13 protein-coding genes are annotated in these 17,094 nt (G+C 30.7%); 11 read left to right on the top strand and 2 right to left on the bottom strand.

Annotated elements, in window-relative coordinates:
- Positions 1 to 14: 14 nt before the first annotated feature.
- Complete coding sequence (locus tag BUB65_RS03520) at positions 15 to 1,061, bottom strand: HD domain-containing phosphohydrolase (protein ID WP_073072283.1); 1,047 nt, start codon at positions 1,059 to 1,061, stop codon at positions 15 to 17.
- Positions 1,039 to 3,519: an ATP-binding protein gene (locus BUB65_RS03515; protein ID WP_073072281.1), complete on the bottom strand. Its 2,481-nt coding sequence runs from the start codon at positions 3,517 to 3,519 to the stop codon at positions 1,039 to 1,041. The genes BUB65_RS03520 and BUB65_RS03515 overlap by 23 nt, the downstream gene beginning before the upstream one ends.
- Before the next feature lie 266 nt (positions 3,520 to 3,785).
- Here BUB65_RS03515 and ppdK point away from each other — a divergent pair, with 266 nt between their 5' ends.
- Genes ppdK through uvrA form a run of 11 tightly spaced genes read left to right on the top strand, consistent with a single transcriptional unit; the run spans position 3,786 to position 17,090 of the window.
- On the top strand, positions 3,786 to 6,431 hold the full coding sequence (ppdK, locus tag BUB65_RS03510) for a pyruvate, phosphate dikinase (protein WP_073072267.1): 2,646 nt from the start codon (positions 3,786 to 3,788) through the stop codon (positions 6,429 to 6,431).
- 52 nt (positions 6,432 to 6,483) lie between these two features.
- On the top strand, positions 6,484 to 6,939 hold the full coding sequence (locus BUB65_RS03505) for a hypothetical protein (RefSeq protein WP_073072265.1): 456 nt from the start codon (positions 6,484 to 6,486) through the stop codon (positions 6,937 to 6,939).
- Entirely contained in the window at positions 6,890 to 8,248 is a 1,359-nt protein-coding gene (gene glmU, locus BUB65_RS03500; RefSeq protein WP_073072263.1) for a bifunctional UDP-N-acetylglucosamine diphosphorylase/glucosamine-1-phosphate N-acetyltransferase GlmU, read from the top strand. Before BUB65_RS03505 ends, glmU begins: the two co-directional genes overlap by 50 nt.
- Positions 8,229 to 9,182: a ribose-phosphate pyrophosphokinase gene (locus tag BUB65_RS03495; protein WP_073072261.1), complete on the top strand. Its 954-nt coding sequence runs from the start codon at positions 8,229 to 8,231 to the stop codon at positions 9,180 to 9,182. The genes glmU and BUB65_RS03495 overlap by 20 nt, the downstream gene beginning before the upstream one ends.
- Positions 9,183 to 9,226: 44 nt before the next feature.
- Complete coding sequence (locus BUB65_RS03490; RefSeq protein WP_073072258.1) at positions 9,227 to 9,886, top strand: 50S ribosomal protein L25; 660 nt, start codon at positions 9,227 to 9,229, stop codon at positions 9,884 to 9,886.
- A 1-nt stretch (position 9,887) separates the two neighbouring features.
- Positions 9,888 to 10,436, top strand: coding sequence for an aminoacyl-tRNA hydrolase (gene pth / locus BUB65_RS03485; protein ID WP_073072505.1), 549 nt, complete (start codon positions 9,888 to 9,890; stop codon positions 10,434 to 10,436).
- Positions 10,433 to 10,861: a hypothetical protein gene (locus BUB65_RS03480; protein ID WP_084728018.1), complete on the top strand. Its 429-nt coding sequence runs from the start codon at positions 10,433 to 10,435 to the stop codon at positions 10,859 to 10,861. Before pth ends, BUB65_RS03480 begins: the two co-directional genes overlap by 4 nt.
- 54 nt (positions 10,862 to 10,915) lie before the next feature.
- Entirely contained in the window at positions 10,916 to 12,538 is a 1,623-nt protein-coding gene (locus tag BUB65_RS03475; RefSeq protein WP_073072253.1) for an ABC transporter permease subunit, read from the top strand.
- Between the two features lie 13 nt (positions 12,539 to 12,551).
- Positions 12,552 to 13,823, top strand: a complete 1,272-nt coding sequence (locus BUB65_RS03470; RefSeq protein WP_073072251.1) for an ABC transporter substrate-binding protein — start codon at positions 12,552 to 12,554, stop codon at positions 13,821 to 13,823.
- A complete protein-coding gene (locus BUB65_RS03465) occupies positions 13,816 to 14,313 on the top strand; it encodes an adenylyl-sulfate kinase (RefSeq protein WP_073072249.1) in 498 nt (165 codons plus the stop codon). The genes BUB65_RS03470 and BUB65_RS03465 overlap by 8 nt, the downstream gene beginning before the upstream one ends.
- Positions 14,314 to 14,324: 11 nt before the next feature.
- Complete coding sequence (gene uvrA, locus BUB65_RS03460; protein WP_073072247.1) at positions 14,325 to 17,090, top strand: excinuclease ABC subunit UvrA; 2,766 nt, start codon at positions 14,325 to 14,327, stop codon at positions 17,088 to 17,090.
- Positions 17,091 to 17,094 lie beyond the last annotated feature (4 nt).

Below are 17,094 nucleotides of genomic sequence, written 5' to 3'. Positions count from 1 at the left end.
TTTGTTTATCACGCTTAAACTATACCATGTTCATACATCGAATAAATTTCATCTTTCATGGAAAGAAAGACTTTGACTAACTCAGGATTGTACAAAATTCCAGCATTTTTCTCAATTTCTTCAAAAGCAAAGTCATACGGAAAAGCTTCTTTATATGGCCTTTTAGAAACCATTGCATCAAAACTATCAGTTATTGCAACTATCTGGCCTGATATTGGTATTTCCTCTTCTTTTAACCCTTTAGGATATCCACTGCCGTTCCATCTTTCATGATGACTAATTGCGATTTCACTTGCCAACTTAAATATAGAGCTAGTAGTACCTCTTAACATATTAAAACCAATTACTGCATGCTGTTTCATGATTTCCCATTCTGTATTATCAAGTTTCCCAGGTTTCAAAAGAATCCTGTCTGGAATACCAACCTTTCCTAAATCGTGTAACGGTGCAGCTAATCTAATTTCTGAAATGTATTTTACATCAAACTTTGCATTTGAAGCCAATTTACTACTTAAAATTCCTATTCTCATAGTATGGGCATGTGTTTCATCATCCCTATATTCGGATATATGGTATACTAAATTTATACTTTCCATTATTAATAAATCTTTTTCTTCTTTAAGAAAATTTAATTTAGATGAAATTTCTGAAAATGCTTCTGAATAAACTGTATAAAAAGAATGCTTTTCTTTATAAAAATCTTTATATTCTAAAATATCTTTTAATTTGTCATCTATTTCATCAAAATCAATTGGTCTTGAAATAAACATGTCAAATCCGACTTTAGCCGCTTTTTTCATAATATCTTGGTCAGTAAATGCAGTTAACGCTATTATAATAGTTGAGAGTTTTCTTTTTTTTATTTCATTAACCGCTTCTATACCATTAAGATGAGGCATTTGTATGTCCATAAATACAACATCTATTGATTCATTCTCCAATACTTCCAGCGCCTCTTTACCATCGCCAGCCTCTCTAACTTCAAAATCCTTACTTTCTAAATATAATTTCAAAATTTTTCTAATTTGTTTTTCATCATCAACTATCAAAACTTTCTTCATTTTGTTCACCCTCTTTATAAATCACAATTGTTACTATCTTCAACGTCAAATTATACTTTTCAATTAACAATTTTAAGCTGGTCAACTTCTCTATATTTTCTAATATAATAATTACTGTTTCTGTTTCAAAGTAATCAGAAAGTTTTATTTCCTTAATATCTTTCTCAATTATTTTATCTCTTTTCAACTGTAATTTTTCCAAAAGGCTCTCCAATAATCCTTTTGAAATATTTATCTTATCATATATTAATAGAACCCTATCTTTAATTAAACTATCAATCTTCTCCTTTAAGATTTCTATATCTTCACATTTCTGAACTCCAACTTTATTAAACCTGTTTGGTAAAGATAAGCGTGCGCCAGTAAAAAACACAAATTTGGTCTCTTTTAGTACAAGTTCTTTTTCTAATCTCTCAGCTAAACTGATTCCATCTATTTCAGGAAGATTAACGGATAAAACAATTACCTTTGGAACATACAACAATGCTTTTTTGTAACCTTCAGAAGCATTATTTGCATCTTCTATCCTATATTCTTTGAACATTTTTTTCAATAATTTCCTTATACCTTTATGTGGTTCTATAATTAGTATATCTACGCTTTTTTCTTGAACATCAACCTTGGGTTCAACAAATCTTGGAATTTTTACAATAAAGCAAGATCCTTTAGAAGGTTTACTATCAATTTCTATCTTACCGTTCAATTTCTCAACAAATTCTTTCACGATTGATAAGCCTAATCCTGTACTTGATTTGTTTAAGACGTTACCAACAAATGGTTTAAAGATTCTTTCTCTTTCTTTTTCATCTATCCCTTTACCAGTATCACAAATTTTGATAATTAATTCTTCCTCATTTATACTAAATACTCCCTCTATTTTACCTTTCTCAGTGTATTTCACAGCATTATTTAGTAGATTTGAAAGAATAGAAAAAATTACATGAAAATCTCCTGAAAAACTATTTTCACCTTTAAATTCAAACTTGAAATCTAAACCTTTCTTGACTGCAATACTTTCATATTCCTTTATTAACGGCTCCAATTCTTCTACATCCAATTTTTGCATATTCAATCTCATTTTACCTTCTTGAATCCTTGAATAATTCAAGAGATTACCTATCAAATCTTTCATTTGTTTTGATGCCACTAAAATTTCATCAAGTGTGCTTTGTACGTGATCTAAATTTCCAAAAATTCCTTTTTTCATTAGTTGAACATTCCCCATTATTATACTTAAAGGAGTTTTTAATTCATGAGAAAATGCCCTAATAAAATTTTCCTTAAATTTCTGGGCTTCTATTAATGTTTCATTAATTTCCTCGAGCTTTTCGAGGTTTTCTAAATAATTTAATTGAATCTGAAGAGTATACAATATTATCTCAATAGCTTTCAAGAGACTAAGTGGAATTCTATCTGAAATTAACGACTTAATATAAACTGAAAAATTGCCCAACTTTACACTTTCCCAATTTAAGTAATTATCTTCATCACTCAACAAATTATCCGAAGAATAATAAATCATTCTATCTTTATACATTACTACAAACGATGGTATTTCCTTTGTATAATTATAAATTTTTTCTTTAATCAATTCAAACACTTTAACTACATCTGATTTATCTTTTAATTTCATAATTAGTTCAAAAACTTCTCGTGTACCTACAGTTATTAAAAAATTCAATCTTATATTTTTATAAATTTTATTAATATCATCTATACCGAATTTTTTAGATAATAACTCTATTTGTTTTAAAGATGGAAAAATATATTTATTAATTACCGAAAACATTAAAAATAGAGTTGCCAAAAAATTAAAAAGATGACTTAACTCAAAAAATAAATTATATTTATTAACAGAATAAATAAAAAAAACTTGTCCTAATGAAAATAATATTAGAGAATAGAAGAATAATTTCGATTCCTTATAGTAAAAAAAACTACTCGTTGATAATCCAACAATAAATAAAAATTCGATAAACATAGTCAAACCCGTTACATTCCCAGAAAAATAAAACCCACTTGGTAAAAAAATTAGTACAATTAAAAACAAACCCACCGCTAACAAACTTTTTCTTATGTTTCTTATTTTTTTATATTTCATTAGTATATTTAAAATCACTCCGAAAAAAATTAAGAGTCGTGAAATCATAAAATATTTCAGATTATAACCTTCTGCTTTTGCAAAAGGTCCGTCAGGGAAAAATAAGGCATGGATTAAATTAAAAATTCCAGACAAAAGAATAAAATATCCGAAAATAACAATTCCTTTTGGTTTTATTTCTCGTAAAACAACACTCATAACAATAAAAGTAGCAAAAAAAGCTAAAAAATGCATTAATGAAATAATCAAATAAAGATTAAAAACATTTCCTCGCCCCAAGATCGTTATCAGATAATAAAATAATACTAAAAACACAAACAAACTTACTACTTTGTTTAAATTTAGTTCTTTTTGCATTTGGTCATTCCTCCATATTAAAATAATTTATGTTATTATTATAACTCTTTTTGTATATGATTTTCATTCCAAATGACATTGTTTAACATTATTGTAAAAATATCTTAAGCTTGTTGTATAGATTTTTGATATTAAAAATCCTCCATAACAAAACTATCCATTTGTTACAAAATAGAAAACTACAATTATCAATTATTAACCGTTCCTAACAACATATTATGATAAAATAATAACGGACTTATTTAAAACCACAAGGAGGTGTGAAAATGTTGAAGAAATGGGTCTACTTTTTTGCTAACGGCAAAGCTGAAGGACGCGCCGATATGAAGGAATTACTCGGTGGTAAAGGTGCTAATCTTGCCGAAATGACTAACTTAGGTATACCAGTTCCACCAGGTTTTACCATTTCTACTGAAGTTTGTAAATATTATTATGATCATGGGAAAACCTATCCAGACGATTTAAAAGAACAGGTTGATAATGCATTAAAAAGATTAGAAGAGGTCACTGGGAAAAAATTAGGAGATCCTGAAAGACCATTGCTTGTTTCAGTTAGATCTGGAGCTGCTGTTTCAATGCCTGGAATGATGGATACAATTTTAAACCTTGGATTAAATGACGAAACAGTTAAAGGGCTCGCAAAACTTACAAATAATGAAAGATTTGCATATGATGCATACAGAAGATTTCTACAGATGTTCGGAGATACCGCTCTTGGAATATCCCACGCAGAGTTCGAAAAAGCATTGGAGGCAAGAAAGCAAGCAAAAGGTGTAAAGTTAGATGTCGAACTTGATGCCGAAGATCTCAAAGCATTAGTTGAAGATTATAAGGAAATATACAAAAAATTTGGGAAAGAATTCCCACAAGACACATACAAACAACTATGGGCCGCAATTGATGCAGTATTTGGTTCTTGGATGAATGAAAGAGCAATAAAATATAGACAAATAAACAACATTAAGGAAGGTGAATTATTAGGTACAGCAGTCAACATAGTTACAATGGTATTTGGAAATATGGGAGACGACAGTGGTACAGGCGTCTGTTTTACAAGAGATCCAAACACTGGCGAGAAGAAACCTTACGGAGAATTTCTACAAAATGCACAAGGTGAAGACGTTGTTGCAGGTATAAGAACTCCTGTCCCACTAGATGAACTTAGAAAAATTAATGAAAGTGTTTATAACGAGCTTATTTCTATTATGGAAAGACTTGAAAAGCATTATAAAGACATGCAGGATATAGAATTCACCATTGAAAAGGGAAAACTCTACATCCTTCAAACGAGAAATGGAAAAAGAACAAGCCAAGCTGCAATTAAAATAGCGGTTGATCTTGTACATGAAGGCCTTATAGATAAAGAAACAGCAGTAATGAGAGTAAGACCTGAAGACGTAGAAAGAGTTCTCCATGCAAAATTTGATGAAAATGAAATTAAAAATGCAAAAGTTGTCGCAAAAGGTCTTCCAGCTTCTCCTGGCGCTGCAACTGGTAAAGTATATTTTGATGCTCACAAAGCGGAAGAAATGGCGGGAAAAGGTGAAAAAGTTATTCTTGTAAGACCTGAAACAAGCCCTGAAGATGTTGGTGGAATGAACGCAGCTGAAGGTATACTTACCGCAAGAGGCGGAATGACATCCCATGCTGCAGTCGTTGCAAGAGGCATGGGTAAACCAGCAATAGTTGGTGCTGAGGAAATTGTCGTTGATGAGGAAAAATTAGAATTCAGAGTAAATGATGTTGTAGTAAAAGAGGGAGATTGGATTTCTATAGATGGTTTAACTGGAAACGTATACCTTGGAAAAATAACAACAGTTAAACCTCAGGGACTTGAAGGACCTGTTGCTGAACTTTTAAACTGGGCTGATGAAATTAGAAGGCTCGGTGTTAGAACTAATGCAGATGTTCCAAGAGATGCTAAAGTAGCAAGAGAATTTGGCGCAGAAGGAATAGGCCTTTGTAGAACCGAACATATGTTCTTTGAAAAAGACAGAATACCAAAAGTTAGAAGAATGATCGTTGCAAAGACAAAGGAACAAAGAGAAGCTGCTCTTGCAGAACTTCTTCCACTTCAAAAAGAAGATTTCAAAGGTCTATTTAGAATAATGAAAGGACTTCCTGTTACAATAAGACTTATAGATCCACCTTTACATGAATTCTTGCCAAATGATGAAGAACAAATGAAAGAAGTTGCAGAACAAACAGGTATCACTGTTGAAGAGCTAAAGTCTGTTGTTGAACAACTACACGAACTCAACCCAATGCTTGGTCATAGAGGTTGTAGGCTTACTATCACTTACCCTGAAATTGCTGTTATGCAAACAAAAGCAATAATTGGAGCAGCTATTGAATTGAAAAAAGAGGAAAACATAGAAGTTATTCCAGAAATCATGATTCCTCTTGTTGGTCATATTAATGAATTAAAATACGTGAAAAAGGTTGTTACAGAAACAGCAGATGCTCTTATAAAAGAAGAAGGTGTAGATCTTAAATATAAGGTAGGTACAATGATTGAAATTCCAAGAGCTGCTATAACAGCAGATCAAATTGCTCAAGAAGCCGAATTCTTTAGCTTTGGAACAAATGATCTTACACAAATGACATTTGGATTTAGCCGCGACGATGTTGGAAAATTCTTGCCAGAATATCTCGAAAAAGGTATTCTCGAACATGATCCTTTCAAGAGTTTGGATTGGGATGGCGTAGGTCAATTAGTTAAAATGGGAACAGAAAAAGGAAAGGCTGCAAGGAACGACCTCAAAGTTGGAGTTTGTGGCGAACATGGTGGAGATCCTAGATCAATTCTTTTCTTCGATGCAGCAGGGCTTGATTATGTAAGTTGTTCTCCTTATAGGGTACCTGTAGCAAGAATTGCTGCAGCACAAGCAACGATTAAAAATAAAAAATAAATCTTTTAGATTAAGGGCCCTTAGGGGCCCTTTCATAATTGGAGGTGCCTTCATGAGTTTTTTACTTTTAACTATTGCAACCTCTATTGTTCTTTATGTTTTTACTAAATCATTTTGGTTTTTATTATTAATTATAATTGGTGTATACTATTTATTGAAAGAAAATATTAAAATGCAAAATTTTTTAAGCTTAACTTTTATATTAATGATGGCTCTTGTAATTTTATCAAGACTTCGCGGTTATGAACCTAAGGGGCTTAATTTTTTGTTCTATGCTTCATTTGCCTCCATTTTATACGATCTACTAAAAAAGGTATATTGGAGTATTCCATTCTTTGGATTACTTGGTCTGGGTATATCCTATATTGGAACAATTAAATATGGAAACATAGGATATTTTTTTGGATTAATGATTATTCCTATTTTTTTAAGGGAATTTAGGAAAAGGGGGAGTAACATTGAAAATTCTAATACTGGCGGCGGGATTAGGAAAAAGAATGAAATCTAAATATCCAAAAGTTGTTCACAATGTACTTGGAAAACCCATGATTAACTGGGTAATAGAAACTGCTAAGAATCTCGGAAAAGTGGGAGTTGTATTAGGTTACAAATATGAAGAAGTTAAAAAAGTCATTTTAAACAATGTAGAAATATTTATTCAAAATGAACAACTTGGAACAGGACACGCTGTTATGTGTGCAAAAGATTTTATAGATGAAAATGATGACTTACTTATCTTATACGGAGATGTTCCATTTATAACTGTTGAAACTTTAGAAAAACTTAAAAATGAACACGAAATTAAAAATAATGATGTTACCATTTTAACTGCTATATTGGAAAATCCTTCTGGCTATGGTAGGATAATTAGAGAAGGTAATAAAATTAGAATTGTAGAAGAAAAAGATGCAAATGATGAAATTAAAAGGATAAAAGAGATAAATACTGGGATATACATTTTTAAAGGAGAATTTATAAAGAAAAATTTAGCTAATCTTAACAACAAAAACGCTCAAGAAGAGTATTATTTAACTGATATAATATCTTTTTCAAATAAAGTATCTACTGTTTTGGTTGAAGACATTTTGGAAGTTACTGGTATCAACGATAAGTTCCAACTTGCACTACTAGAAAAAGAAATGAGAAGAAGAATAAATACTAAATTAATGCTTGAAGGGGTAAGGATAATTGATCCTGAGAATGTTTATATAGACGCAACTGTTAAAATTGGAAAGGATAGTATAATCTACCCATTTACCTTTATTGAAGGCGAAACTGTGATAGGAGAAGATTGTATAATTGGACCAATGACTCGTATTAAAGATTCTAAGATAGGTAATAACGTAAAAATAATTCGTTCTGAAGTTGAAAAAGCTACAATTGAAGATAACGTATCAGTCGGGCCATTTTCAAGATTAAGAGAAGGAACACACTTAAAAGAAAATGTAAAGATAGGAAACTTCGTAGAAACAAAAAAATCAATTGTAGGAACTAATAGTAAAGCACAACATTTAACATATTTAGGTGATGCAACCATTGGAAATAATGTTAATATTGGAGCTGGGACAATTACTTGTAATTATGACGGTAAAAACAAACATCCAACATTTATCGATGATAATGCTTTTATAGGCAGCAATAGTTCTTTGGTAGCTCCAGTAAAAATTGGGAAGAATTCAATAATTGGTGCGGGTTCAGTTATTACCAATAATGTTCCAGAAGATACATTAGCTCTTGGAAGAGCACGTCAAATTAACAAAGAAGGCTGGGTTAAGACTAAAAGGGAGGAAAATAAAAATGCAGATTCCAAAAAATGAAATGAAAATATTTTCTGGAAATGCAAATAGAAGTCTTGCAACTAAAGTTGCCGACTATATAGGGACTAGACTATCAGATTGTGAAATTGGTAGGTTTGCCGATGGAGAAATAAATGTTAAAATTGGTGAAACTGTTAGAGGACATGATACATTTATCATTCAACCAACCTGCCCACCAGTAAATGAAAATTTAATGGAACTTTTAATAATGATTGATGCTCTTAAAAGAGCCTCGGCAAATAGTATAGCAGTTGTTATACCATATTACGGATATGCAAGACAAGATAGAAAAGCAAAAGGTAGAGATCCAATTACCGCTAAGCTTGTAGCAAATTTGTTAACAATTGCGGGAGCTACTCGCGTTATGACCGTAGATTTACATTCAGAACAGATTCAAGGATTTTTTGATATTCCTTTAGATAACCTTCTTTCTTTTCCAATATTCACAAAAACGTTAAAAGAAGATAAAATAACTACAGATAAGAATTTTGTTATAGTTTCACCAGATGTTGGTGGTGTTAAAAGAGCAAGGCAATTTGCTGAAAGACTCGGAGGACCTTTAGCTATCTTAGATAAAAGAAGGCCAAAAGATAACGTTGCTGAAATTTTAAATATCATAGGTGAAGTTGAAGGAAAAACTGCAATTATAGTTGATGATATTGTAGATACAGCTAGATCGTTAGTTAGTGCTGCAGCAGCACTAAAAGAAAAAGGTGCACTAAAAGTAATTGCTTGTATTACTCACCCTGTTCTTTCTGATAATGCTGTAGAAAGAATTGAAAACTCTGAAATAGAGAAAATATATATTTCCGACTCGATTTATCACGAAAATTTACCCGAAAAATTCAAAGTTGTTTCACTTGCTCCACTTCTTGGTGAAGCCATTATGAGGGTTAGAAAAAATCTTTCAGTAAGTATTTTGTTTAGACAATAATGGAAAAAATAAACCCATAAAATAGAAAAAAAGGAGGTATAACTATGGAACATAGGCTTGAAGCCCTTGTTAGATCTATTGTAGGAAAGAAAAGGGCAGTTAGAAGGTTGAGAAAACAAGGATTTGTTCCTGGGGTCGTTTATGGACCCGATATCGAACCACTATCAATTTCTATCAAAAAAACTGACCTTATTAAGTTGCTTCACGAAGTTACTGAATCCAGTATTATATCTTTAACAGTAAAAGATGAAAATCAAAAAGAAGTCTTCAAACACGAAGTTTTCATTAAAAACATTCAGTACGATAAATTAACTGACGAAGTTAAACATATTGATTTCTATGCTCCAGAAAAAGGACACAAAATGAGTATTAATATACCCATTGAAGTTGTTGGAAAACCTGTTGGTGTTGAAAAAGGTGGAATACTTGAAATTATTCATCACGAGCTTCCAGTTGAAACTTTACCAACCGCAGTTATTGAAAAATTAGAAATCGATGTCTCTAATCTTGATCTTGGTGACTCGATTCACGTTGGTGATCTTAAATTACCTGAAGGTATGACACCTGAGATAGCTGAAGATGAAGTTATCGTTACAATAGCAGCACCTAGAGGACTTGAAGTTGAAGAAAGCGAAGAGACAGCTGAAGAGGAAGAAAATGTTGAACCTGAAGTAATTGAAAAAGGTAAAAAGGAGGAAGAATAATATACATCTAGTAGTTGGTCTTGGTAATCCTGGCCCACGTTATGCCTTTACAAGGCATAATGTGGGTTTTATGTTTCTTGATAAAATAGCCAACAACTGGAAAAGAAAACATAATTATGAGGAAGCGAAAATAAATATTGCTGAAAAGAATGTTCTTTTAATCAAACCTTTAACATTCATGAACTTAAGTGGAGAAATTTTTAATTATATAAATCCATCCGATTTTGATGATATAATTGTAGTATATGACGACGTAAATATACCACTTGGAAAAATTAGAATTAGAAAAAAGGGTTCTGATGGTGGGCATAACGGTTTGAAATCTATCATTGCATATATTGGTGAGCATTTTCCAAGAATAAGAATTGGAATTGGTCCAAAGCCAGAAAACATTGATCTAGTGAATTTTGTTTTAGGCGAATTTAATAATAATGAACTAATGATTCTACATAAAGTGTTAGAAATTACAACAGAAGCTTTGGAAGAAATTGTAGCTGGAAATATTTCCAGCGCAATGAATAAATTTAATTCTTTTGAGGTGAAATTGTGAAATGTCCTCGCTGTGGTCAACCTGCAAATTTTGTTATAAAAGCTGATATTGATGGTATGGAAAAACATATAATATTTTGTAAAAAATGTATGCTTGAAACTTTTAAATTTGATTCTTCTGATTATGCTAAGGCAGGTACTAAACTTTTAGCTACTCATATTGAGTATGTTGAAGAAATATACATTGGTTCAAAAGACTTTGTTGAAGAAAATCTGAGAATTCTCACCCTTATGCCACTTGCAATTCAGGGAATCTTATTTAAAAGTGATGAACTTTCAAGGATTAGAATGACTAAAGAAATTAATACTAGACAAATTTATTTTTTGAAACAGCGATTAAAACTAGCGTTAAAAGCTGAAAATTATGAACTTGCCAACAACTTAAAAAAACAAATTAAACAACTTGAAAATATGTCTGAAATTTAATTTCATCGCTTTTTCTCTTTTTTCATAACGAAAAAACATATCTGGTGAAAAAAAGTGATCATAGCAGCGTTTATTTGTTTGTTTATTTTTACATTTACATTATTTCCTGGTATTTTTGCTATCTTTTCTACATTTATCATTAATGGTAAATTTTCGTTGTTTTTTTTGTTTCAAATCTTAAAGGCTTCCTATTTTTACCAAAGCCTGTTTATTTCGTTTGTTTATTCTATTACCGTTACGGTAATTGGTACGTTCTTCGCTTTTTTTGTATCAAAGTGGATCCATAAATGGAAAGGATTAATGTTCCTTCTTACAATCGTTTGGATTATTCCTCCTTATATAGGTGTTCCAATATGGAGAGCTATTTTAGAAAAAAATAGCTTTATAAATTTGTATTTAAATCCTCTACATTCCTTTTTTACTGCTACTGTAGTATCTAGTTGGTTTTTAATTCCATTTTCATCATTTTTCTTTTATTCAGTTATTGAAAAAATTAATAAAAGGTATTTTGAGGCTTTTTCACTCGAATCTAGTAACTCTACAATATATTATTTGAAAATTGTTTTTCCAAACATTAAAAATGAATTTTACTCTATGCTACTTCTAAATTTTATAAATGCGTTCAAAGATTTTCAAATACCGTGGCTTCTAACTGAAGGTGGTGCCCCAACAAAGTTTGGAATAACTTCAAAAGGAGTTATAGGTGCTACAACAAATCTTGAAGTATTGATATATAAATTTTTCAATTCAGAAACCAATGTCAATGAATTAGGTGCTATTTCAACATTAACAATGCTGTTTATTTTATTATTAATCTTTATCTGGCACAGATTCAAAAACCGACAATTTAAAACTAAACCTAATCTTATATCTATTAAAAGCTTAAGTTTTTTATCATCTTTTGAATTCATTCTGTTAATTCTTTGGAGCCTTTCAATTTTTATTTCGATATATTCTATTTTCTCTTTAGCTTTTTCAGATTCTTCCAATATTTTTCTGCACGGAAAATTTACACTAAACAACTTTAGATTTGTAATCTCAGACAATTTTCTAATTGCATTAAAAAATTCAATTATAATTGCAATTTCAACTGGAGTTTTAACGGCTTTTTTCTCTTCAATATTTGCATACAACATAGCAAGATTTAAAAATGGCGAAAAATTACTATCATTCTTAAACTCGTTGAAAATCATTACAGGTATTCATCTGCTTGTATTCATTTTTTTTATAATGGCAAAACTTAGAATTCTAAATACTTTATCTTCGATTGTCCTCCTCAGTGTTTCAAGAGAAATTCCATTGGGGGCTTTGTTATTCTTCTCGTTCTATAGAGATTTCCCTAAAGAAATATTTTATTTATCAAAAATTGATGGAGTTCCCACGAATAAGTTTTTTACTAAGATTCTCCTACCAAACAGTATTCCTATACTAGTTTCCATATTTCTTTTAGGTTTTTTATCAAGTTTTAATGCATTCATTTCACCATTAATACTTCTTTTTGACGAATCCAAATATCCTGTAAGTATCAAATTATATGAATATGTAGGAACAATAAGCAATCATTACCCTGAATGGAACTATTTTGCAGCAGGTTCAATTCTCAACCTGTTTGTTTTGTCAGTAATTATCTTAATATTAAAAAAATTTATAACATTCTCATATTTAAAAGATTTATAGGAGGTGTATTTTAATGAAAAAATTCGTAATTATTTTATTAACCCTCATTGTAACACTATTATTTCCTTTCCAAATAATGTTAAATGGAAACCAGTATAATTTAAAAATCGATAAAGAGAAGTTCACAATTATCGAACTGATACCACCATTCAGAAAACTAAATCAGATAAAGATAATAACAGACACTAAAGAATACCTTGGAAATAAGTATGATATTTTAGAAAACCTAGACGGTGTGATCAGGTACAATGGTGAAAAAGTTAAAGAAATCAAAATTGATGCAGAAATTTTAAATAAAAAAGAATGGGAAATTTGGGTTTCATGGGAAGGTACTGATTTTATAAAAGAATATTTAAATCAATACTCCTCAAGACACCACTTGTTTTTTAAAATACTTGAAGTTCCTAAAATCTCAACAAAAATTGTAACTATGAGTAAATCTGGTGTTAATCTACCAGAGGTGATAATGGTTAGTGCTTTTGACTTTCCAACTTATCTAGAATTAAATATATTAAAAGACAACTCATTTATTCCTTTTTACTACGATACTCAGGTAGTATATATAAATACTAACATTACTAATATAGACAAACTTAATTGGTCTTTAAACGATTTTGAAAAAATTTCAAAAAATCTCCTAAAGAATGGTATAAAACCAGTAGCCATTAATCCCATAAGTGCATATTGGTTTTCAACATTTTTAATGGGATACGGGAAAATTCCTTTGATTGATAATAAATTTGTTTTAACTGATGAAGCTACTAAAAAAGCTATTGAGTTAATTAAAAACTGGTATAACAACGGTCTTTTTAACTTCAAATTCCTTAATAGAGATGCTCAAATTGCAGAGTTTTTAAAAGGTAACGTAGGATTTCTTTTCCAAGGTTCTTTTTTGATGCCTCTAATTTTAGAAAAAAGTGATAATGTTAAAGTCCTCCCTTTACCTTATCCTATGATACCTTTTAAAGATTATAAAGGATTTGCTACAACTAAAGATGGAAATACTTACTTTACTGCTTGGCTTGCAACATTTTTAAAAAATCCATTGTTTATCAATGAGTTTTCTCAAAAATTCGTGAAATTTTTTGATAATTATATTCCTGATAATATCCCTTTTAAGGAAACTTTTGAATATACCTCAAAAATAGCTCAGCCAATTCCTTTTGATAAAAAATACGTAAAATTTCATAAGAATGTAATGGACATATTAAAATTGATTTTGAACAATTCTATTACAATAGATAACGGTTTGAAAAAATTGGAGGAAATTGTAAACGATGAATAGCTTTATAATTTGGATCACTGGAAAAAGTAAAACTGGAAAATCTACTATCGCTAAAAAACTAAATGAATTTTTTTCAGTAAAAAATTTGAATTCATATATTCTTGAAGGAAAATATACATTAGAACTCTTCAAAGATATAGGTTTTGAAATTAAAAACATTCGGGAGAGAATAAGAAGATTGGGAATCCTTTCCTTTATTTTAGCTGATGCAGGAATTATTCCTATCATTCCGAGTGTTTCTCCTATAAAAGATGAGAGGGAAAGAATAAAAAATAGTTCTATTTTTCCTTTCATTGAGGTCTATTTAAAATGTCCAGAAGAAATAAGAGAAAAAAGATTAACCAAATTAAGTAGTTTTACAGAATACGTAAATAAAATTTACGTTCCCCCGGAAAATCCCGATATTGAAATTGATACACATATTCACAACGTTGAAAAAAGTGTTAAAATTATAATTGAGTATCTTATTATTAACAAATACATAATATAAAGAGGGAAAAGATGGCTTACATCATAGTCAAAGGTGCAAAAGTACATAACTTAAAGAACATAACTGTTAAAATCCCAAAAAATAAAATAACAGTTATTACTGGTATGTCAGGTTCCGGAAAAAGTTCTTTGGCATTAGATACCATTTATGTCGAAGGACAACGAAGATATCTGGAAAGTCTCTCATCATACGCAAGGCAATTTATAGGAGAATTAAAAAAACCTGATGTAGAAAGTATAGAAGGGCTTTCCCCTTCTATTGCCATCAATCAGAAAAGTGTCTCTCACAATCCACGTTCTACTATAGGAACAGTAACCGAAATATATGATTACTTACGAGTTTTATTTTCTCAAATTGGTACACCATACTGCTATAAGTGCGGAAGAACTCTTGAGTCAAAAAGTATTGACGAAATTATAGATGATATTTTTGAAAATTTCAGAGGAAAAAGAATTTATATAGAAGCTCCCATTGCCACTGAAAAAAAGGGAACTTTCAAAGAGGTTTTTGAAAAATTTTTGGAAAAAGGTTACTTAAGAGTTGAAATTGATGGAGAAGTATTTAGATTAGAAGAAGTACCAAACTTGAATAAGAATGTGAGACACAACATTAATCTCATCGTTGATCGACTAACTTTAATTGACGAAAAAGAAATAAGACACAGAGTTTTTGATTCAGTAGAACTTTCTTTGAAAGAAGGAAATGGATTTGTATTAATTAAAGATATCGAAAAGAATAACGAAAAAATCTATTCAGAAAAGATGATGTGTCCTGTTTGTGGCATTTCTATGCCGGAAATTACTCCAAAACTTTTTTCTTTTAACAGTCCATACGGTGCGTGTCCCAGATGTCACGGATTGGGTTTTACTTTAGAAGTTGACGAAAAAAAGGTAATTGACTACGATAAACCTGTATTGGAAGCAATTAAAATTGGGCATAAAGAAAATGGATGGATTCCTAGAAGAATCGTAAGAATTCTAAATACTTACGGTGGAGATTTTAACAGTCCTTTTAAAGATCTTCCTGAAGAAACACAAGAAGCTATTTTATATGGAACTTCTTTTTTTGATGGTTTAGTCGAAATTTTAAGACAAAGATATGATGAATATACATCGGAAGATTCTAGACAATGGCTTGTAGATAAATTTTTTGTGGAAAAGGAATGCCATGAATGTCACGGTCAGAGACTTCGTAAAGAAGCTTTATCAGTTAAGATAAATGGTATAAATATAATGGATTTTACAAATCTTCCAATTTCTAAAGAACTTGAATTCATTAAAAATTTAAAAATGACTCTTTCACAAAAAAAGCTAAAAATTGTTAAGGAACTTCTCGATGAACTTGAAAAAAGACTTCAATTTTTAAACGAAGTTGGTTTAGGTTACTTAACCTTATCACGAAATGTTAAAACTTTATCCGGAGGTGAAGCACAAAGAATTAGGCTAGCTACTCAAATAGGTTCAGGCCTTACGGGCGTCACCTACGTTTTAGATGAACCAACAGTCGGTCTTCATCAAAGTGATAACGAAAGATTAATAAAAACACTTAAAAGACTTAGAGACTTGGGGAACACAGTTATTGTTGTTGAGCATGATGAAGATGTAATTAGAAATGCCGATTATATTGTTGATATAGGACCAGCAGCAGGTATCAATGGTGGTAAAATTATTTATCAAGGTCCAATATCAAAAATCGACGAAGTATTATCTACATCAATTACTGCTCAATACCTTAAAGGAATTAAGAAAATTGAGATCCCAAAATTTAGAAGAAAGGGAAACGGCAAATATCTTGTATTAAAAGGGGCCAGACATAATAACTTAAAAAATTTAGATGTTTCTTTTCCGCTTGGAACTTTTATTTGTATAACAGGTGTGTCTGGTTCCGGAAAAAGCTCTCTTATAATTGATACTCTGTTTCCTGCTCTCATGAATAAACTACATAAATCAAATATGTCTGAAGGGGAATACGACACCATAGAAGGTACAGAATACATTGATAAAGTTATCGCAATTGATCAATCACCGATAGGAAGAACTCCAAGAAGTAACCCAGCTACATATACAAAAGTGTTTGACGAAATAAGAAAACTCTTCGCTATGACTCCAGAAGCAAGAGCTCGAGGTTATACTCCTGGAAGATTTAGCTTCAATGTAAAAGGTGGTAGATGCGAACATTGTCAGGGACAAGGTATAATAAAAGTGGAAATGCTATTCCTTCCAGATGTATACGTTGAATGCGAAGTTTGTAAAGGTAAAAGATACAACTCTGAGACTCTGGAAGTAACATATAAAAATAAAAATATTTCTGATATACTTAAAATGACTGTGGATGAAGCTCTTGAATTCTTTTATAACATTCCTTCCATTAAATCAACTCTTCAAGTTCTATCTGATGTTGGTTTAGGTTATATTAAACTAGGCCAACCAGCAACTACTTTATCGGGTGGTGAAGCACAGCGAGTAAAACTTGCTTCAGAATTGAAAAAACGTTCAACTGGAAATACTGTATACATTCTTGATGAACCAACAGTAGGACTTCATTTTGAAGACGTTAAAAAACTTATTGATGTCTTGAATAGGTTAGTTGATAAAGGAAACACTGTAATCGTAATTGAGCATAATCTAGATATAATTAAAACAGCAGATTATATAATTGACTTAGGTCCTGTTGGCGGTGAAGACGGCGGGTATATCGTAGCTAAAGGCACACCAGAAGAAATTGCAAATTCAAGAAATTCAATAACAGGCAAGTATCTAAAAAAAATACTAAGGTGATAAC

The sequence above is a fragment of the Thermosipho atlanticus DSM 15807 genome (assembly GCF_900129985.1).
GTDB lineage: Bacteria > Thermotogota > Thermotogae > Thermotogales > Fervidobacteriaceae > Thermosipho_A > Thermosipho_A atlanticus.
The sequence above is the reverse complement of the archived record's forward strand: the minus strand, read 5'-3'. Positions and strand labels throughout refer to the sequence as shown.